Origin of the sequence: Leptolyngbya sp. FACHB-261 (assembly GCF_014696065.1) — a bacterium.
GTDB lineage: Bacteria > Cyanobacteriota > Cyanobacteriia > FACHB-261 > FACHB-261 > FACHB-261.
In genome coordinates, this window is record NZ_JACJPL010000018.1 from 466,744 (window position 1) to 487,788 (window position 21,045).

12 protein-coding genes are annotated in these 21,045 nt (G+C 53.9%); 7 read left to right on the forward strand and 5 right to left on the reverse strand.

Features of this window, described 5'->3' with window-relative positions; all coding sequences use genetic code 11:
- Window positions 1-22 precede the first annotated feature (22 nt).
- From H6F94_RS11460 to H6F94_RS11470, 3 genes are all read right to left on the reverse strand, one after another.
- Window positions 23-1,360: an NAD(P)/FAD-dependent oxidoreductase gene (locus H6F94_RS11460; RefSeq protein WP_190802339.1), complete on the reverse strand. Its 1,338-nt coding sequence runs from the start codon at window positions 1,358-1,360 to the stop codon at window positions 23-25.
- 384 nt (window positions 1,361-1,744) lie between these two features.
- Window positions 1,745-3,826 carry a response regulator gene (locus H6F94_RS11465; protein ID WP_190802340.1) on the reverse strand — a complete coding sequence of 694 codons (2,082 nt, stop codon included), beginning with the start codon at window positions 3,824-3,826 and terminating at the stop codon, window positions 1,745-1,747.
- A 15-nt stretch (window positions 3,827-3,841) separates the two neighbouring features.
- Window positions 3,842-9,862: a HAMP domain-containing protein gene (locus H6F94_RS11470; RefSeq protein ID WP_190802341.1), complete on the reverse strand. Its 6,021-nt coding sequence runs from the start codon at window positions 9,860-9,862 to the stop codon at window positions 3,842-3,844.
- A 377-nt stretch (window positions 9,863-10,239) separates the two neighbouring features.
- On the opposite strand from H6F94_RS11470, the gene H6F94_RS11475 reads away from it, so the two are divergent.
- From H6F94_RS11475 to lspA, 7 genes are all read left to right on the forward strand, one after another.
- Window positions 10,240-11,064, forward strand: coding sequence for a peptidylprolyl isomerase (locus H6F94_RS11475; protein ID WP_190802342.1), 825 nt, complete (start codon window positions 10,240-10,242; stop codon window positions 11,062-11,064).
- A 585-nt stretch (window positions 11,065-11,649) separates the two neighbouring features.
- Complete coding sequence (locus H6F94_RS11480) at window positions 11,650-11,847, forward strand: type II toxin-antitoxin system HicB family antitoxin (RefSeq protein ID WP_190802343.1); 198 nt, start codon at window positions 11,650-11,652, stop codon at window positions 11,845-11,847.
- Window positions 11,844-12,065 carry a type II toxin-antitoxin system HicA family toxin gene (locus H6F94_RS11485; RefSeq protein ID WP_190802344.1) on the forward strand — a complete coding sequence of 74 codons (222 nt, stop codon included), beginning with the start codon at window positions 11,844-11,846 and terminating at the stop codon, window positions 12,063-12,065. Before H6F94_RS11480 ends, H6F94_RS11485 begins: the two co-directional genes overlap by 4 nt.
- A 667-nt stretch (window positions 12,066-12,732) precedes the next feature.
- On the forward strand, window positions 12,733-14,382 hold the full coding sequence (locus H6F94_RS11490; protein WP_190802345.1) for an alpha-amylase family glycosyl hydrolase: 1,650 nt from the start codon (window positions 12,733-12,735) through the stop codon (window positions 14,380-14,382).
- Between the two features lie 377 nt (window positions 14,383-14,759).
- Complete coding sequence (locus tag H6F94_RS11495) at window positions 14,760-16,268, forward strand: NHL repeat-containing protein (protein WP_190802346.1); 1,509 nt, start codon at window positions 14,760-14,762, stop codon at window positions 16,266-16,268.
- Between the two features lie 225 nt (window positions 16,269-16,493).
- Complete coding sequence (locus H6F94_RS11500) at window positions 16,494-17,069, forward strand: biotin transporter BioY (RefSeq protein ID WP_313949270.1); 576 nt, start codon at window positions 16,494-16,496, stop codon at window positions 17,067-17,069.
- A 104-nt stretch (window positions 17,070-17,173) separates the two neighbouring features.
- On the forward strand, window positions 17,174-17,644 hold the full coding sequence (gene lspA, locus H6F94_RS11505; protein ID WP_190802347.1) for a signal peptidase II: 471 nt from the start codon (window positions 17,174-17,176) through the stop codon (window positions 17,642-17,644).
- Window positions 17,645-17,764: 120 nt separating this feature from the next.
- Here lspA and H6F94_RS11510 read toward each other — a convergent pair whose 3' ends face one another.
- Both H6F94_RS11510 and H6F94_RS11515 read right to left on the reverse strand, forming a co-directional pair.
- Window positions 17,765-19,699: a hypothetical protein gene (locus H6F94_RS11510; protein WP_190802348.1), complete on the reverse strand. Its 1,935-nt coding sequence runs from the start codon at window positions 19,697-19,699 to the stop codon at window positions 17,765-17,767.
- Window positions 19,700-19,778: 79 nt separating this feature from the next.
- Window positions 19,779-20,858: a PIN/TRAM domain-containing protein gene (locus tag H6F94_RS11515; RefSeq protein ID WP_190802349.1), complete on the reverse strand. Its 1,080-nt coding sequence runs from the start codon at window positions 20,856-20,858 to the stop codon at window positions 19,779-19,781.
- Window positions 20,859-21,045 lie beyond the last annotated feature (187 nt).

The following is a 21,045-nucleotide window of genomic DNA, read 5'->3' on the forward strand; positions in this document are numbered from 1 at the left end:
TACTAGCGGTTTTAAATGGGAATTAAGTTGTTGCTTGGGCTGCTTTAGCGTAGGCAGCTAGTTTGCTTTCAACTTCTGCATCGCCTGCGTTGTTTATATCAGCCACTGGCAGACCTTTAGGCTTGAACTTCAGGTCCATGAGTTCGTGTTCGTGGCCGGTGACAATGTAGTTGCCCTCCATGATCTTGCGCAGAACTGGAGTGCGGCGCTGCTGACCCAGCAATAAAGCCCCAACCAGACGACCGTCCTGGAAGTTGAGTTTGAAGTAAGCGAAGGGGTCGCCAGCCGTATCGTAAAGGCGAGATTCGCAGCCTTCTTCGGGTGCTGGGTTGAACTTGCCCAGCAGGGTGTAGGGCAGGTCGTAGAGAACGCCTGCGTTGTAGAACAGCCCTTCGTCGTACACTCGCTTGGCTCCCAGCAGGTTTTGAGCAGCGACTAGACCTTGCAGCGTGGCAACCTGCCAAGTGCGGTTGGGACGACGACCGATCATCATGCCGCCCTGAACCCAGGTGCAGTCGCCTGCTGCGTAGATATTGGCGTAGTTGGTGCCCAATACCTCGTTAACAGCGACACAGCCCCGTTCCAGACGAACACCAGACCCCTCTAGCCAGCTCACATTGGGCTGAATGCCACAGCAGATACCCACCATATCAGCGGCGATCTCTTCGCCGGTGCTGGTGACTACGGCGCGGACATGGCCATGCTCATCGCTCAACAAGCGAGTAGCCGAAGTGCCAACTCGGTAATCGGCGCCGCTCTCCCGCACTCGTTCCTCAATCATCCGTCCGGCTAGCTCGTCGGCTAGTGGATCGCCGAGCCAATTGGTCAATTGCAGAACTGTGACCTCTAGCCCTGCTTTGTTGAGACAGTCGGCTAGTTCTAAGCCCAGCACACCACCGCCAACAACAACGGCACGGGCTTTGCGGCCTTGAACCTGCTTCGCCCGCTCCTCGTACCATAGGGTATCTTCAATGTCCCAATAGCCTAGGCGAACTCCAGTCAGTTCTAGCCCTTCGATCGGCGGGCGCAGCGCCTTGCCACCTGTTGCAATAACTAAGCCATCGTAGTTGCAGACTTCACCGCTTTCCAGCATCAGACGGTTATGGTCTGCTTCTAACTGGCTAACTCGGTCTTGCAATACTGTGATTGCTAGTGCTTCGTAATCCTGGGGCTGCTTGACAATTAACGCTGGTAATGTCGTGTGCCCTTGGAGATAAGTTGAGAGCGACAAACGACGATAAAACGGATAAGACTCGCCGTTGATCACCGTGATTTCAGCGCTTTCATCTCCCCGTCGAATCTCTTCAGCAGCGCTAATTCCTGCGACCCCTGCCCCAATAACGAAGTACCGTTTCGCCATAAAAAGTTGCCCAGATGGTTGAGTTGATCTTAAGGTAAAGATCTCTGCTGTCTAAGGGGATAACCTTGTCTTTTTCTTCAGGTTTGCTGGCTTTTTGCGTCTAGTTTTGTAACGTGACTTCCAGTGATTTTTGAGCTTCTAAAGTTACATTGCGACTACATTGCGATTGTTTTATATTGCAACTGAATTTGCAGCAAAAATGCTTAGTCACTTGAGCTAGCTACACTAACAAAAGCTTTGCAGAATCTCCAAACAAGATCTAGAAATTGGTTAGTCTGATTCAACAAGCTTTATTAGTGCCAACTCAGTGCCATCTATAAGCAGTAGGAGCTTGGCATTGCCAAGCCCCCGCCAAGTCCCTACTTGCAACTATTTTCTGTTTTGCTAGCCGACTTCCTGTTCCGTCACTGCCTCAGCCTTGCTCTGTAGCTGAATCCCCCAAGTGGCCAGGGTAGCTAGCACTTGTTCCTGACAAACCGGCTTGACAATATAGTCAGCGGCCCCTAGACGGTAGCCCAGCTCGCGCGAGTCGCACACGCTTTGAACAATCACAGGAATCGTCTGCGTACGGCTGTCAGCTTTGAGCTGATAGAGCACTTGCCAGCCATCCATCTGGGGCAAAATCACATCCAAAATGATCGCCGCCGGTTGATGCTGACGCGCTAGGAGCAAGCCTTCTTCACCGGTTGGCGCACTGAGCAGGGTGTAGCCACTATCGGCTAGCCAAACCGAGAGCAAATGCTGGAAATCGGGATTGTTATCGATCAGCAGCACCGTTTTGGAGGTGGATACTGGCGCTGACCTGGACTCGGGTGGATTTGGGGTTAGATAACCCGTAGCGGGCACTTGGGAGTTGAGCCGACGGGGCAGTTCGACTCGGAAGGTTGAGCCCCGATCGAGCTGACTTTCAACCCGGATCGTGCCGCCCATCATCTGGACTAATCGCTGGCTAATCGCCAAGCCCAGGCCTGTACCGCCATGCTTACGGGTTGAGCTTTGATCAACCTGCCGGAAGGCTTCAAAAATATGATCCAAGTTATCTGGGCTAATGCCAATGCCGGTGTCTTTCACCAGCAGACACAGCTGGTTTTCGCCCATCTCGCTAACTTCGATACGCACGCTGCCCACTTCAGTGAACTTAATCGCGTTCGACAGCAGATTGATCACGACCTGACGCAGACGGGCGCTGTCGTTAAAGATGCGTGGGTTGCGCAGCTCACAGTGAACCTGAAGGACCAACGATTTCTGATCAGCCAGGGAGCGCAGTTCGTGCGTGGTTGCGGCCACCAGTTCTGCCAGGTTGACCTCTTCCAGGCGCAGTTCCAGACGTCCGGCTTCGATTTTAGAGATGTCTAAAACATCGTTGATTAGCGTAAGCAGGTGCCGACCATTATTCAAAATCCGCTGCAACATATCGACCTGCTGCGCCGACAGCGTGTCATAACGCTGACGCAACAGCAGATCGGAAAAGCCAATAATTGCATTGAGCGGTGTGCGCAACTCGTGCGACATGCTGGCCAAAAACTGCGACTTGAGCTGAGTAGCCTCACGCAGTTTCAAGTTTTGCGCGTAAATTTGCTGGCGTTGCAGTTCGAGTTCCTGATTTTGGCGCTTCAGAGTTTCAGTGGCTTGCCTTTGCTCTTCGATGTCAGTGCAGGTTCCCAACCAGGCCAGAATCTTGCCGTTCTGATCGCGCTCGGGCAAAGCTCGAATCAAGTGCCAGCGGTAGATACCTGTGTTGCCTTGTTTGAGGCGACCTTCTATCTCACAGGGTTGGCCGGTTTGCAGGGAATGCTGCCAGCGCTCCCGGTGCAGGGGCAGGTCATCGGGATGCATGACCCGTTCCCAGCCCCAGCCCTTGGATTGCTCTAGATTCAGGCCGGTGTAATCAACCCAGCGTTGATTGTGATACTCCAAGCGACCATCGGGACGAGCGGTCCAAACAATCTGCGGGATCGCCTCTGCAAGATTGCGATAACGGTCGCGGCTGACCCGTTTTAGCTCAGCCACTTCGCGTTCGCGTTCGCGCTTTTCTAGCTGGCGCAGAATCTCAGCCTGCACCCGAATCTGTTGATTCTTTTGGTACAGATCGACAAAGACTGCCACCTTGGAGCGGAGGATATTGGGTTCAAAAGGTTTGAACACATAGTCCACCGCCCCAACCGAATAGCCCCTGAAAACGTATTGGTCTTCCTTGCTGATCGCTGTGAGGAAGATGATTGGAATAGAGCGGGATTTTTCGCGTTCCTTGATTAAGGCTGCCGTCTCAAACCCGTCCAAACCAGGCATCTGCACGTCGAGCAAAATCACGGCGAACTCTTCTTTGAGCAGCCACTTGAGTGCCTCCTCTCCAGAATTTGCTCTGATTAGATTTTGTCCCAGTGACTCCAGAGTCGCTTCGAGCGCCAATAGATTTTCTGAGCGATCATCAACCAGCAGCACATTTGCTTTGCCAGCGGTTTGCATAAGAAACGGGCAGTTTTAGGCTTGCTCTCCTGACCCCAACCACGCTCGCATCAGCGAGAGTAACTGATCAGTGTCCACCGGCTTGGGAATGTAATCGGACGCACCGGCGGCAATACATTTCTCACGATCTCCCTTCATTGCTTTTGCAGTGAGCGAGATAATCGGCAAGTTTTTGTACTGCGCCATCTTGCGAATGGTGCGCATCGTTTCGTAACCATCCATCTCCGGCATCATTACGTCCATCAAGATCAGAGTAATGTCTGGATGTTTCTGGAGCAATTCAATACAGTCTCTGCCATTTTCAGCGAAGACCACCTCGATGCCTCGACTTTCTAAGATACTAGTCAGGGCGAAGATATTACGCATATCGTCGTCTACAACTAGCATCTTTTTGCCGAGCAGGACATCGTTTTCGCTGTCGAATTCCTGGATCGCTTTGCGATTTGCCTCTGGCAGCTTGGCGACCACCCGATGCAGGAACAGAGCGGTCTCATCCAGAAGCCGTTCCGCCGACTTAGCCCCTTTGGTGATGATGCTACCGGCGTGCTTCCTAAGGCGAGCCTCTTCTTCAGGGCTCAAGTCCCGACCCGTGTAGATAATCACCGGTGGGTTTGGCCCCTGGCCATGCTTTTTGATCTCTTCCAGCAGCTCGAAGCCGGACATATCTGGTAGACCCAGGTCGAGAACAACACAGTCGTACTGCTTCCTGCTCAACTCTTCAAGCGCCTGCTCCCCTGTTCCCACCGCTGTGGTCAGCAGATCGTCGCCATGCATCAGCTCCATCAGGCTCAGCCGTTGGGCTTCGTCGTCTTCAACCACGAGCAAGTTCTTGGGATTGCGGCCAATAAAACTGGCAATGTAGCCGAAGGCTTCGCTCAGGCTCTCGCGGCTCACTGGCTTCTGGAGATAACCAATGGCACCGGGAGGAGTATCCGGATGGCTGGGATCGAACACGCTGATCAGATGGACGGGGATATGGCGGGTCTCTAGGTGGTGCTTCAAGCGGTCGAGCAATTGCGGACCCTCTAGCCCTGGAATTTGCAGATCGAGCGTGATCGCATCGGGCTTGTATTGATGGGCCATTGCCAATCCTGCATTACCATCCAGCGCCACTAGACCCTTGAAGCCTTTTTCGTGGGCCATGTTTAGCAGAATGCGGGCGAAGTTGACATCGTTTTCGATGATCAACAACACTCGATCCCCAGCCAGCAACTGATGGCGGTCATCGCTAACCGTCAAAGCGACCGGCGGCAGCAATTCAGATAGAAGACTCAGGCTACCGTTACTGCCGCCGTTACTGCTGGCCTGAGGCAATTCTGGAGTCTGACTAAACTCTTCTTCGCGCAGATCGGGCTCGGGTCCGTCGTAGGTCTGGGGCAGATACAAGGTGAAGGTGCTACCCCGACCAATGACACTCTCGACCTGAATCTCACCACCCAACAGCCGCGCGATTTCCCGACTGATCGTCAGGCCCAGCCCGGTGCCGCCGTACTTGCGGCTGGTGGTGCCGTCGGCTTGCTGGAAGGCTTCAAAGATTAGCTTCTGCTTGTCTCTAGGGATGCCAATGCCTGTGTCTGTGACCGAGAAGGCCAACACCTGCGGCGCAAGATTCAGGCTGTCGTTATCAAACTTCAAGCCCGGCTCAGCGACGCCCACATGCATGACCACTCGGCCCTGATCAGTGAACTTGAAGGCATTGGATAGCAGGTTGCGCAGCACCTGTTGCAACCGCTGCGGGTCGGTGTAGACAGTCTGGGGCAGATTGGGCTTGAGGTCGATACGGAATTCGAGCCCTTTCTGGCGAGCCACCTGGCGGAAGCTGCGCTCGACGTAGTCCTTGATGCTGGCCAGCCAAATTTCTTTGGCGTAGACGCTCATCTTGCCCGATTCCACCTTGGACAGGTCGAGAATCTCGTTGATTAGCGTCAGCAGGTCGCAACCCGAAGAGTAGATCGTGTTGGCAAACTCAACTTGCTTGGCACTGAGGTTGTTGTCGCGGTTGTCGGACAGTAACTTGGCTAGGATGAGCAAGCTGTTGAGCGGCGTGCGCAACTCGTGCGACATATTGGCCAGGAACTCGGACTTGTACTTGGAGATGAGGGCCAACTGCTCGGCCTTTTCTTCCAAGGACACGCTGGCCAGTTCGACTTCTTTGTTCTTGAGTTCGAGCAGCGAGGCTTTTTCTTCCAGTTCCTTGGCTTGAGCTTCTAGTTCTGCATTGGAACGCTTCAGCTCTTGTAACAGCTCCTCGGTTCGCATATTAGCGGTGATCATGTTGAGCACCACGCCAATGCTGCCCATCAACTGCTCCAGGAAGATCTGGTGGATTTCGCTGAAGGCTTGGAAGGAAGCCAGCTCGATCACCGCTTTGACTTCGCCCTCAAACAGCACCGGCAGCACAATGATGTTCAGCGGCGGTGCTTCACCCAAGCCAGAGCTGATCTGGATGTAGTCGCTGGGCACGCGCGTGAGCAGAATGCTCTTCTTCTCTAAAGCGCACTGGCCGACCAACCCCTCACCTAAGTGGAAGCGATTGGCAACGTTCTTGCGTTCTCGGTAAGCGTAGCTGCTGATCAGCTTGAGCGTGGGGCACTCGTTTTCCGAGTCCATCATGAAGAATATGCCGTGGTGGGCCGAAACCAGAGGCGTCAGCTCAGACATCAGCAGCTTGGACACCGCCTCTAGGTTCTTCTGACCCTGCATCATGCCGGAGAACTTGGCCAGGTTGGTCTTTAACCAGTCCTGCTCCATGTTCTTCTGGGTAGTGTCCTTAAGGTTGGAGATCATCTGGTTGATGTTGTCTTTCAACTCAGAGACCTCGCCCTCGGCCTCCACGGTAATTGACCGGGTCAGATCCCCCTGCGTTACCGCCGTTGCCACCTCAGCAATGGCTCGCACCTGCGCTGTCAAGTTACCGGCGAGCTGGTTCACGTTGTCGGTCAAATCTTTCCAGGTTCCGGCTGCCCCCGGCACCCTGGCTTGACCTCCCAGCTTGCCTTCGATGCCCACCTCGCGAGCCACAGTCGTTACCTGCTCAGCAAAGATGCCTAGCGTCTCGGTCATGCTGTTGATTGTGTCGGCCAACGCTGCAATTTCGCCCTTGGCCTCCACTTTCAGCTTCTGGGTCAGGTCGCCGTTAGCCACCGCCGTCACCACACGCACAATGCCGCGCACCTGCGTAGTCAGGTTGGAGGCCATGAAATTCACGTTGTCGGTCAAATCTTTCCAGGTTCCGGCCACCCCCGGCACCCTGGCCTGACCTCCCAACTTGCCTTCGATACCTACCTCGCGAGCCACACTGGTTACCTGTTCGGCGAAGATGCCCAGCGTTTCGGTCATGCTGTTGATCGTGTCGGCTAGTGCCGCCACCTCGCCCTTCGCTTCCACTTTCAGCTTTTGGGTCAGGTCGCCGTTGGCCACCGCTGTCACCACTTTGACGATGCCGCGCACCTGCGTAGTCAGGTTGGAGGCCATGAAATTCACGTTGTCCGTCAGGTCCTTCCAGGTGCCAGCCACGCCGCGCACCACGGCCTGACCGCCCAGTTTGCCCTCGGTACCCACTTCCTTGGCAACCCGCGTTACCTCTGCCGCAAACGAGCTGAGCTGGTCCACCATCACGTTGATCGTGTTCTTCAGCTCTAAGATCTCGCCCCGCGCATCGACGGTGATCTTCTGTGACAAGTCCCCGTTCGCTACTGCCGTCGTCACCAGCGCAATGTTCCGCACCTGGGCCGTCAAGTTCCCCGCCAGCAGGTTGACGTTGTCTGTCAGGTCCTTCCAGGTGCCTGAAACCCCCTTCACCTCAGCCTGACCACCCAGTTTGCCTTCGGTACCCACCTCCTTGGCGACCCGTGTCACCTCAGATGCAAATGACCGCAGCTGGTCCACCATCACGTTGATCGTGTTCTTCAGCTCTAAGATCTCGCCCCGTGCATCCACGGTGATCTTCTGTGACAAGTCCCCATTAGCTACTGCCGTTGTGACTAGCGCAATGTTCCGCACCTGTGAGGTCAGGTTCCCCGCCAGCAGGTTCACGTTGTCTGTCAAGTCTTTCCAGGTCCCGGCCACCCCTGGCACTTGCGCCTGACCGCCCAGCTTGCCTTCGGTACCCACCTCTTTGGCGACCCGTGTCACCTCCGACGCGAACGACCGCAGCTGGTCCACCATCACGTTGATCGTGTTCTTCAGCTCCAAGATCTCGCCCTTGGCGTCCACGGTGATCTTCTGCGACAAGTCTCCGTTCGCTACTGCCGTCGTCACCAGGGCAATGTTTCGCACCTGCGACGTCAGGTTGGAGGCCATGAAGTTCACATTGTCCGTGAGGTCTTTCCAGGTTCCGGCCACCCCCTTCACTTCGGCCTGACCGCCCAGTTTGCCCTCGGTACCCACTTCCTTGGCGACCCGCGTCACCTCCGACGCGAACGACCGCAGCTGGTCCACCATCACGTTGATCGTGTTCTTCAGCTCCAGAACTTCGCCCTTCACGTCTACGGTGATCTTCTGCGACAAGTCTCCGTTCGCCACCGCCGTCGTGACTAGCGCAATGTTCCGCACCTGTGAGGTCAAATTCCCCGCCAGCAGGTTCACATTGTCTGTCAAGTCTTTCCAGGTGCCCGCGACCCCTGGCACTTGCGCTTGACCGCCCAGCTTGCCTTCAGTACCTACTTCTTTAGCGACCCGCGTTACCTCTGCTGCAAATGACCTGAGCTGGTCCACCATCACGTTGACCGTGTTCTTCAGCTCCAAGATCTCGCCTTTGGCATCTACCGTGATCTTCTGCGACAAGTCACCATTCGCTACTGCCGTCGTGACTAGCGCAATGTTCCGCACCTGTGAGGTCAAGTTCCCAGCTAGCAGGTTGACGTTGTCTGTCAGGTCTTTCCAGGTGCCTGAAACCCCCTTCACCTCGGCTTGACCACCCAGTTTGCCTTCAGTACCTACTTCTTTAGCGACCCGTGTCACCTCTGCCGCAAACGAGCTGAGCTGGTCCACCATCACGTTGATCGTGTTCTTCAGCTCCAGAATCTCGCCCTTGGCGTCTACTGTGATCTTCTGCGACAAGTCCCCATTCGCTACTGCTGTCGTCACTAGCGCGATGTTCCGCACCTGTGAGGTCAAGTTCCCCGCCAGCAGGTTGACGTTATCTGTCAGGTCTTTCCAGGTGCCTGAAACCCCCTTCACCTCAGCCTGACCGCCCAGCTTGCCTTCAGTACCTACTTCTTTAGCGACCCGCGTGACCTCTGCTGCAAACGAACTGAGCTGGTCCACCATCACGTTGATCGTGTTCTTCAGCTCCAGAATCTCGCCCTTGGCATCCACGGTGATCTTCTGTGACAAGTCCCCGTTCGCCACCGCCGTCGTCACCAGCGCGATGTTCCGCACCTGTGAGGTCAAGTTCCCCGCCAGCAGGTTGACGTTATCTGTCAGGTCTTTCCAGGTGCCTGAAACCCCTTTCACGTCGGCCTGACCACCCAGCTTGCCTTCAGTACCCACTTCTTTGGCAACCCGCGTTACCTCAGAAGCGAAGGAGTTGAGCTGGTCCACCATTGTGTTGACCGTGGTACCAATGCGTAGAAACTCGCCCTTGACTGGCACCCCTTCAATTTCTAGAGGCATCTTCTGGGAGAGGTCGCCATCAGCCACTGCGGTGAGCACCCGTGCCCACTCAGCGGTAGGCTGTACCAAGTCACCGATTAGGGTATTAAGAGAATCAATCTTATTGGCCCAAGCGCCTTTGACCGGTCCTAACGAAGCTCGCTCGGTCATGCGGCCTTCGCGGCCCACGACCCGGCCCACCCGGATCATCTCATCCGACATGCGCTCGTTGAGGCCAACCACCTCATTGAAGGTCCGAGCGATATCACCCATCAAACCTTCATCTTCTACCGGCAAGCGCGCTGAGAAGTCTCCCTCCCTAGCTGCTTCTAGTGCTTCAAGCAGGCCTTGCAACTGCTTCTTCAGGGCTTTGCACTGACGGGGATTGCAAAAATCATCCCCTTTCTCTTTCTTACGGTTGGGTAAAAGACTGCTAGCCATGAATCTCTCCAGCAAAGGCTTACCTGCTTGTGAGCTACTACTTGTTTGATCGATCACTCTGTACTTAGGCCCTTAGCCGGCGAAACTGACCTACCGCAGTGGTAGGTCAGCCCTGAGCGCTAAAATCAGCCCAAACGTCAAGGGTGGAAACTTTCAAGAAACCAGTAATTAGCTTCTAAATTACCGACAAAAGGCAGGCACCTCAATCATTCGGCAGATAGATGTTCAAGTGCAGCGTTTAAGCGTGTGCCCAGAGCCATCTGTCCGCCATACAGATCTAATTACTACTCTGCCTCAGCCACGCGTAGATACCACTTCAAGCAACAATGAATAGGTAGAATTACGTGTTGAGCCGGATAGACCTGAGCCAAGAAGACATGACCTCCCCCTTGAGAACTTTGGCCTTGAGAACTCTGCCCTTAAGAACTCTGCCTTTGAGAACTCTGGTCCTGGTCCTAGTCCTGGTCCTGAGTCTGAGCTTAGGCAGTTGTGCTGAGGGTAAGAATCTGGCCCGCCGTCCTGGGCAGGTGCCTGCCTACGTTCCTGGCGAGGTGTCTGATGCTGAGCCTCTAGTCGGCCCACCTCCAGAAAGCTTGCGTCCTCTGTATCCTTGGTTGGAGGGTCGAGCCGAGGTGCGGCTAACCACCTCAAATGGCCACACGCTGCTGGTCGAAGTTTATGGCGACCATGCACCTCTCACCGCCGGTAACTTTGTCGATCTGGTCAATCGGGGCTACTACAACGGCACACCGCTCATTGTGGATGAGCGATTTATTCTGCGAGCCGCCGCCGAGCCCTTTATAGATCCGACTACGGGTCAGGAGCGTCGCTTGCCCCTGGAGATTCAACCAGAAGGCGCTAGCCAACCTATCTATGGCCGGACTTTTGCGGAGGCAGGACTGCCCGTTAATGCCCTACCAGTGCTGAAGAACTCGTACAGAGGCGCGCTGGCCCTTTCCCACCCAGAGGGCGAGGCAAATACAGGCTCGGCCCGCTTCTTCATCTCCTATGGCAACGGCGAGGTGATTCCCTACGATGGCAACGCCCTAGACGGCTTCTACTCAGTCTTTGGTTACGTGATCGATGGCGTGAAGTATGGCGATCCTGATGAGCCACTGCAACGGATTCAAAACGGCGAGAAAATCGTCAAGGCCGAAGTGGTCGCCGGTTTAGAAAATTTGCATTTACCAGGTGAAACCTAAGGGCCTACACCCTAATCTCATACCTAACTGGAACCTGCGCTAGAGCTGATTTGGTTACCGCTGCTACAAGACTGCTACAAGACAAGATCTAATTCTTCTTAGTTTTGAACAGAGCAGTCTGTTTTTTATTGAATTTTGGCAAGCAAACCGTCAACATTTATCATTCGAGCAGGAAGCAATTATACTTAGAGGCAGCATTGTTCTTAGCTTGTTTGAGCGATTGCCAAATTGGGAATTAGCGATTGCTGATCTATGGCTGTCTAGTCTGAATTAATCTCGCCTAAGCTGCCCTGAGCTAGAGCGCTGTGATGCAAGCTCCGTAAAAGATCCTGACGAATTGAAGGTAAAGCTTTACAATTTTGGTCAAGCTTTATAGAGATACTTTGTAGAGCGAAAAGAGACGGCGAAGAGTCTAAAGATCTGCTGAAGTTTCCCAAGCCTAAATAGATAGTTTCTAGAGCTGCAAGTGTCAGCTCGACAATGACTTGCGACCATCTGCGTTGCTCTAATAACGTTAAGCCTCAGTGCTATCTTTGCTCGAAGCGCTGACTCTGAGCACTAATAGGGTTACAGGGAAAAGAAGCCATGAAAGTTCAGGTTGTTGTTCATCAAGCAGAAGAAGGCGGATACTGGGCAGAAGTGCCTACTCTGCCTGGATGCGCTAGCCAGGGAGAAACCGTTGAGGAACTAGAGCGAAACCTTTACGAGGCAGTTGCCGCTTGCTTAGCCGTTGAAGTCAGTGCCCCCGCCAACAGCACACCTATTCTTGAGATTGCTCTATGAATCTAATCTCAATTCAAACCGATCGCCCTTACGATCCCACTCCTCTGCTGGAGTGCTACGGTTGGACCTTACTAAAAGTCCAGGGCTGCCACGATATCTATGGCAAAACGGGTAGTCCTATACGACTCACCATTCCGGCACGGGATAAACAGCCGCTCAAGCGAGCTTTGCTGAAGCATCAGCTTATGCTGGCAGGCTTACCAGAGGCGGAACTGTAGTTAACTCAATTTACTGAAATCTTTAAGCGCTCGTTACTGAAGCTGAAGCTGTAGTCAGCTTGAGTGATGGGAAGCTAATTTTTTAATGCCAGAAAGACGTTTGCCTGGAGCGCTCGGTAAACTAGCAACGAGTAAACCAGCAATAGATAAGCCCATACTAGGCTGGACAGCTACTAAGGTTTTCGGGTCCCACCAGAGGCTGTAGCCATCGGGTGAAGTAACCACGGCTGTGGAAATTTCCTTGTTGCAAAGGGTGCTCCCTTCCTATAAGTTTCCTGCAAACCAAAATTCAAAACAGACAAGTATTGTCTGTTGCAAAACTGTGATGGCATTGAACTTGATAGCCAAAGCCATCTGAAGAGTATTTATACTCTTCAGTCCCAGGCTGTATTTATGTAGTTTATATCACATTGAACTCGCGACATTTGTCCGTGGATTTACGGCAGGTTCTTCGCGACTTAGTTGTGAATCGGCTCTTGAGGGCAGGGCTATCTCTCGATACTGCGTTAAAGCTTGAAGTAAACAGGAATCCTCCCTCCCGCTTCAGGAGGATATCTCTCAGGAGTGATCCCTGAAACTCAGCCCACTCCCTAAGCTGTGGCTATTGAGCCAAGTTCGTTTATTGATTATTGGCAAGACCAAGGTAATAAGGGAGTTTTGTAGATTAATGGTTGCACCAATTGAGTTTAAGCTTTGGGCTCCTTACAACAAGGGAGCAGCATTGGTAGGCTCATTTTCCGATTGGCAAGAAGTTCCAATGCAGAAAGGGGAAGATGGCATCTTTCGGACAACCATTAACCTAGAAGACGGCACTCATCAATACAAGTTCAAGGTACAGTCTAGAAGTTGGTTTTTTGAGCCAGATCAATGGGTGGACGTTAACGATCCTTACGTCACCGATGTTGACAACACCTCCCAAAATTGCAATGTGCGGATCAAGGATGGTGAGCGCATTGTTGATACCTATGTTTGGCAGCATGATAATAAACCGCTACCTCCTGACCACGAGTTAGTGATTTACGAACTGCATGTTGGTGACTTTTCAGGGGGTGAGGATGATCCCTACCCTCGGGGCACTTACAAGCATGTGATCGAAAAGCTTGATTACTTAGTCGATCTGGGCATCAACTGCATTGAATTGATGCCTGTTAAGGAATACCCTGGCGACCACAGTTGGGGCTATAATCCGCGCTATTTCTTTGCGACTGAGTCAAGCTACGGCAGCACCGCAGATCTCAAGCGGTTGATTGACGAATGTCATGGGCGGGGCATTCGCGTGCTGATGGATGGTATCTTCAACCATTCCGAAGCCGAAAGCCCACTCACCCAGATTGACCACGACTACTGGTATCATCACTCCCCCCGCGATCCTGACAATAACTGGGGACCCGAATTTAATTACGAGCAGTATGACGAGAAGTTAAAGACTTTTCCGGCTCGTAAATTTATTGGCGATACCGTTCGCTTCTGGATCGAGGAATATCACATTGATGGCATTCGCTACGATGCCGCACGTCAAATTGCTAACTACGACTTCATGAGCTGGATCGTTCAGGAAACTAAAAAATTTGCCAGCATGAAGCCGTTTTATAACGTAGCTGAGCACATTCCGCAAAACCCAGCCATCACCAATATTGATGGTCCAATGGATGGCGCTTGGCATGAAAACTTCTACCACGCGATGATCGACCACCTCTGTGAGGACCAATTCGATCTAGAGCGGCTGAAAAGTGCCCTTGATGCTAAACGTGAAGGCTTCATGGGCACCACTAATGTGGTCAATTACCTCACCAACCACGACCACAACCACCTGATGTTCGAGTTGGGCGAACGAGGCATTTTGGATGAGGCCGCTTTTAAGCGAGCCAAATTAGGCGCTGCTCTATTAATGACCGCGGTTGGCATTCCCATGCTGTGGATGGGGGAAGAGTTTGCGGAGTACAAACCCAAGTCAGTTGAGCCTAACAAAATCGACTGGACCCTACTGCAAAACGGCAACAACCGCAGCCTGCACGATTACTATCGGGGCTTGATTTTCCTGCGCAAAAATAACCACGCACTCTACACCGAGAACATCGAATTCTTCTATGAAAATGTAGAGGATCGAGTGCTGGCTTATACGCGCTGGAACGATGAAGGCTCACGAGTGGTTGTTATCGCCAACTTCTCAGGCAATTTCTTGAAGGATTACACGATTCCCCATCTTCCCAGTGATGGCACCTGGCACGAGTGGGGCTACGACTACGACCTAGAGGTAACCGATAACACCTTAATTACAGATCTCCCGGAGTATGAGGCAAAGGTTCTGGTCTGGTAAACCCAGAGCTTAAGAACCAAACACTCACGGTCTCGGTTCTTAAGCTCTCGCTTCAAGTCAAATCTGCAAAGGGCAGTGTTGCTAGTCAGCAACACTGCCCTTTTTGATCTCCGGTTTGATCTCCGGATGCTGGCCTATGGGGCAGTAAACCTGAGCGATGCTCCATATTCCTGATCACAGCCGGATCCCTTGAATAGAGCAAAATCACTGATTTTTAGGCAAATTTTACTTTTTTTAGGTGATAACACTGGTTTTTCTAGCTATGCTGTTATTTGAATAGCTCAAGCTCGGTTTTGCTTGCTTTTTTGTGATCGAGATCGCAGGTAGCTGGCAAAGACCTGTCAAGAATGGTGGGGTTCCTTTACAGGTTCTTCACAATGTCACTGACCCGGAATTCGGTTTCGGCCTTGGTCACGGCCCTATTGCTGACCTTGGGCGCAAACATTTCTGGGGCATCTACCGGGCTGACTGGACAAAGCAACTTTGCAACAAGCCACCCGTCAGCAACGGTCGATCTGGATTTGGGCCAGATCGATGGGCAACTTGTAGCGCAAGCGGCCACGACGAGCCTGTCATCGAGCGGTTATCTCGGCGGCAATCAAGCCGATAAAATCCGCGATGTAGCCACCGCGCCCGATGGCTCGGTCTACGTCGTCGGCTTCACTCAATCCACCAACTTTCCCAATACCTTGGGCCGCTACAGCAATAGTGCTGGCGGAGAAACTGGGTTCATCGCCAAGTTCGACTCCACCGGCAAGCGGCTGCTGTGGTCGACTTACTTTGTCCCCAATCTGGTCAAACTTCAGACGGTTAGCGTTGATCGCTCAGGCTCCGTCTACGTCGGCGGCTCTGCCAGTGGCAACATCACCAGCCTCGGAGGGGCTGGGCGCAAAACTCGCTCCGGCAGCGGCAGTGAAGGCTTTGTCGCCAAACTGAACCCCAGCAATGCCTCTGTGGTTTGGGCGACGCTAATCGGGGGCGGTGGCACTCAAGTCGCAGACATGAGCGTTGATCCGCAAGGTCGGGCCGTCGTTGTCGGTCCATCTGGTGCCGCTGGCCTGATCAAACCGGCTTATACCTCAGGTCGAGGCTTTGTGGCCCGCGTCAACGCTGCTGGTACTGGGCTCGACTTCGCCTCGCGTTTAGGTGGCGCTTCTAAACCTCAAGCCAGAGTTGCCACCGATAGCAGCGGCAACATCTACGTCGTGGGCACCGACCAAGTCAGCTCGATCAACCAGAACGGCTTCATTTTGTCTCTGTCCGCGAGTGGTAGTCTGCGCTGGCGGGTTACCCACGGTGCATCCCCCGCGGATGAGCGAGGGCTGGCCGTAACCGTCAAGAACGATGTGCCCTGGGCCGTGTTCAGTGCCGATGGCGGCAGCTACGACCCCAAGCGACTGATTGCCAGCTCCGGTGCCTATCAAAACAGCTACGGCATGGGCGGCGGTCCCAAAATCTCTTACATCGCCCGGCTTAACGCGAGCAACGGCTCGATTGCTCGGGCGACATTCTTGCGAGCCACTCGCACCGACAAACGCACCAACAGTCTGGTGATCAACGACATCAGCATCGCTGGGGATGGAAGGGTGGTTGTGGCAGGTAGCGCCTACGCGACACCGCCAACTAGCTCAACAGCCCCCGTCCGCACCTATCAAGGTGGCGGCGACGCTTATGTTGCTGTGCTGTCCAATGACCTCTCCTCCGTGAGCTACGGCACGATTATGGGTAGCCCTGCCTACGACCAAATCTCCGGCCTCGCTCTCTCAGGCGACAAGGCATTTCTGGCCGGCGAGGTTGGCAGCAGCCCACTCAGGCCAGTGCTGAACGCCTTTCAAGGCAGTGACTCAGCTAGTACTGACGGCTTGCTGGGGGTCTTGAGCTTCTAGAGGTTTCAAACCAACCTAAGCAACAGTAATAAGCAACAGCTGGAGCAATAGCAGTCAATGGGCAGAGTGATAGAATTCTTGAACTCTGCTCGTTGACCTTGCTATTTGGCGGCCTCAGATTTAGAACTTTAGACTTAGAGCTTTAGACTTAGAGCTTTTGTTCGAGTTGATGGGGTTTATGCCACGATCTGCTCCGGCGTTGTCCTCTATGACTTTTGCCACCCAGTGCCAACTTTGACTGAGCTGATGTGGGCAGTAGTTGGACTGCTGTTCACCATTGGAGGCACTTTCCTGGAAGTGTCTCTTCCCAATGCCCCCTGGTTCTGGTTCAGCGATGGTTTGCGAGCCGAGCCGCTGGGCATTACCTATCAGGTGGGAGCAGTGCTGACCATTGGCTGTTTGGGCGGCTGCAATGCAGCAGTTCTGTCCCAAATTGCTTATCTGGTTTTGGGTCTATTGGGCTTTCAAGTCTTTGCACAAGGAGGAGGCTTGGACTACCTCAGCGAACCCACCTTCGGCTATCTGCTCGGCTTTGTGCCTGGAGCTTGGGTCTGTGGTTTTCTAGCCTTTCGGCGCTCCTCCAATCTAGAGTTGCTCACCTTTAGCTGTCTGTGTGGTTTGCTCACGATTCATCTAGCCGGGTTAGTTTATCTGGGACTGCTATTCGTCGTGCGCTCTCAAGCTCAGAATTTTCTCTCAGGTCTGGTGCAATACTCTCTGCAACCGCTACCAGGCCAGTTGATTGTCATCTGCGCAGTGGTGGTGCTAAGTCTGACCTTCCGACGCCTAATGTTTTCCTGATTGAGATTGCCCCCATAGATTTCCAGACTCCTCAACCTGCAACACCCGTTTGAGGACCAGCGAGCCATTAAGCTAGAGAATGTTCTGCTGGAGCAGGTTCAGACTTGGAGAAGCGAATCAAGAATGCAGGCTTCTGGATTGCAGGAGTCATTTGCCTAGTGCTCGATCAGGTCAGCAAGCTCTGGATTGTGCGGACCTTCGAACTGCGCGATAGCCTAGCGATCATCCCCCAAGTCTTTCACCTCACCTATGTCACTAACAATGGCGCTGCCTTCAGTCTGTTTGCTAACGGGGCTGACTGGCTGCGCTGGGTATCGCTGGCTGTGAGTCTAGCGCTGGTCGGACTGGCCCTACGCACTCACCTCAACCGCTGGGAGCAAGTCGGCTACGGCTGCATTCTGGGCGGAGCTTTGGGCAATGGCATCGACCGCTTTGTCAGTGGTCAGGTCGTTGATTTTCTAGATTTTCAGTTCATCAACTTTCCGATCTTCAACCTGGCAGATGTGTCGATCAACGTCGGCATTGTCTGTCTGCTAATCTCGGCCTTCTGGATGCCTAGCAGTAGCAACACTTAGATTCCCAGCAGCCCTGAAGTGGCAGCAACTCGGAACAACAGCAATACTGGGGCAGTTCAACTTAGTCCCAGGCTTGCTTTGGGCTGAACTGGACTTTTACGTTCGGCTAGAGCGCTAACTTCAGGCGCCCTTTAGCTTCAGAGGCACCCGTCGGCTCAGCGCCAACACCAGAACTCCCAGACCCAAGCTTAGCCAGGCCAGCGTCAGCAGAGCCAACTGCCAATTACCAGCTAAACTCCAAGCCAGAAGCCAGAAGACGCCTCCCAATTCCGGACCACTCAGCCGGGGTTGTTGTTCGGTTGGGGCGAGCACATTGGGTAAGCCCCAGGTCAACAACTGCCGAGCCAAACTAGGCGCAACCAAACCACAGCCGGCGAGACTTAGCAGCCCAGCTAGAGGCTCGGTAACTTGCCCAGTTAGCATCGGCAGGGATACCACACCGCCCATGACCAAGAGCAGACCCGCCAGAACCGCCCCCCCTTGAGGTAACAAAATATCCATCAGCGCCAGACTGTCGTAGGAGCTTTGGTGCGTGGTCAGTCGCAGACTTTGGGTCACGGTCTGGCTGAGCTGCTGCTGACGGCGGCCCGAGGTCAGGATCGCGGGCAGGACAATTTCCCCGTCACTTCCCACTAGTTGCAACCAGGACAGACCACCCTGACGCAGCTTCACAAGTTCCAATCGCCTCAGCGGCTGCGCATTCAAGCTGTAGCGGCTAGCCAAGCCGGGTGGCCCACTGAAGCAGAGCACCGCTTGCGGTTGAGGTTCAGAACTGAGATGGAGCTGCCAGGAACTCAGCGCCACTAAACCCGCAAACACCAGAAGACCACAGAGCAGCGCCTTGGATGCAGGGCCTAGCGGCAAGACCATCCAGATGAACAAGCTCAGCGCCAACGCAGCAATTCCCAAGAGTTGACGGCGACGCTCCTGCAAAAGATTGGGAGCAAGAGTGACCCCAGCCTCAGTCTCAGTCAGGCTGAAGCCTGCTGATTCAGCCTCTGCTGCGTCATTGGGTTGGGCCAACGCCTGTGGCGCTGGGTGAGCTAACTGGTCTGGTTGAGCTGAATCATGCGTTGCATAAAACCCCAGGTCTCGGCCCAGATGCAGCCAACTCAGCAGCCAAGCCGAGATACCCAGCAGTAAGCCAGCCAGAATTAGCCAGGGCAAAGTCAGCAGTTCTACCGGCAGTTGTGGCCACGACAGCAAGCCCAGCGAGACAACGAGCAAACCTGCCAACACGATCAGCAAGCGCCAGGTTGCTTTCAGAGGCTGCTCTAGCAATTCGCCGCTACAGCTAGAGCGCAGTAGCGGCTGCCCAACCCAGTAAGCCAGCGGCACTGCGGCCAAACTCGTGAGCAGAAGATCAACCAGCTCGGTTCGCAGGCTACCCGTTGAGGCTAGAACCATGGCACTACCGAGCAGCAGGCCCAAGCCAGCCCAAAATGACCAGAGCGCTAAGGCTCGCACTAGCCAGGAGTTCCAGTGGGAGCTAGTGCGGTAGGGAACTTGTAGGCGTTGCGCCAGTTGCTGGCCCAGGAAGGCTTGCGCCCGAGGCGGCAATACCAGCGGCAATACCTGAGGCGAGTGCCCAGCCTGATACTCCAGAATCAAGCGCGTCTCGGACTGTTCAGTCCGAGTAGGACGGCCCGCTTTAGCAGCCAGAGGCCCGTTAACCGCCTTCAGGTGCTCCAGAGGTATCATTTGAGCCCCACCGGGCCACCAGAGCTGGCGTCGCCATAGGCGAGACCGAGCTGCATCCACCACTAACTCCCAAGGGCTCAGCTCATTAAACGCCAACCAAGCCAGCAGCAATGCTAACCCGGCAAAACTTAAGCTCCACAAGGCCCGAGTCAGCAGCTCGGCAGTCAGCATTGATGGAGCTAAGCCGCCCCACCAGGGCAGAGCAGCAGCGATACCGCAAGTAAAACTGACTAACGCCAACAAACAACCAGCACCGATCTGAGGCCAACGCTCCACAGTTCTAAGCTGGATACGCTCCCGGCTGGACGGCAGCCGCGACAAACCAGAGGGCCTACCCGCTAATGGGGAAATCATGGGACCAAGCTTGGAATGAATTGGGCTGCTTACGATGCTGAGACTTAATTGCGAACTTAGCGCGGCTTAGTATTGCAACTTAGGCTGCGACGTGCGCTTGAGGGCGGGCGAAAATCATGCGACCTGCTGAGGTTTGCAAGGCACTGGTTACCACCACGCGCACTTCGCCACCGAGATGGGATTGTCCATCTTCTACCACCACCATAGTGCCGTCTTCTAAGTAACCGATTCCTTGAGCGGGCTCTTTGCCTTCTTTGAGAATTTTCAGCGCCAAGCTGTCACCCGGTCGGTAAACCGGACGCAATGCTTGAGCCAAATCATTCACATTGAGCACTTCAACCTGTTGCAGGGTGGCGACTTTATTGAGGTTGTAGTCGTTAGTGATCAGCGTGCCGTTGATCTCTTGCGCTAGACGCACCAACTTGGCATCTACCGTGCTCACGTCGTCGTAGTTAGCGGTGTGAACGACTAAACGCTGAGGGAAACTTTCCCGTAGTCGCTGCAAAATATCTAAACCCCGACGTCCTCGCACCCGCTTCTGGTCGTTGCTGCTATCTGAGAGCAATTGCAACTCCTGAAGCACAAATTGAGGCACGAGAATCTGGCCCTCAACGAAACCAGTGCCTAGAAGATCCTCTACTCGGCCATCGATAATCGTACTGGTATCCAGAATTTTGGCCGTTGCAGGCTTGAGCGTGCCTTCTGCTAATAAGGTTGTTTCGACGCTGTTGGGATTCAACAGACGCAGCAGAGCCCGACCGTGAGTGTCAGACAAGTTGATGCCAGAAAAGGCAAACATAATGCTGCCCAGGATTGCTGCTAAAGGTTTGATGAAGGCCAGTTCGCGGGGGATCGGCAGCAGAAAGATGGGAGCCAGCAGTAAATTCGCCACCAGCAAGCCAACCACCAAGCCCACACAGCGGCTCAGCAATTGCTCAGTGGGCATAGACCGGATTTCGACTTCTAGACGGCGGTAGCCGGACTGAGCCAGAATACCGACCGCCAGACCAAATAGGCTACCGAAGCCCAGCATCACCCAGTGCAAGCCTGGAAGATTATTGACCTCGGTCAGCGCAGAAGGCGGCACTAGATCCACTCCGTGGAAGCCAACTCCTGCCCCTGCTAGGATAAAAATTAGAACAATGACAGCGTTCAACATAGATATAATATCAAGCCTCACAATGGGGGCTTGAGTGGGAGGATATGCTTACAGATTATACCTCCGTACTTTTTCTTACCGGTTCTTTCAAGCTTTCTCAAGAACGCCAGGCTTGTGTAGCTTGTTCTCAGCACTGGGGGCGCATTGATCTCATCTAGGCCAGCGTTTTCATCCCCTTTAGGGATAG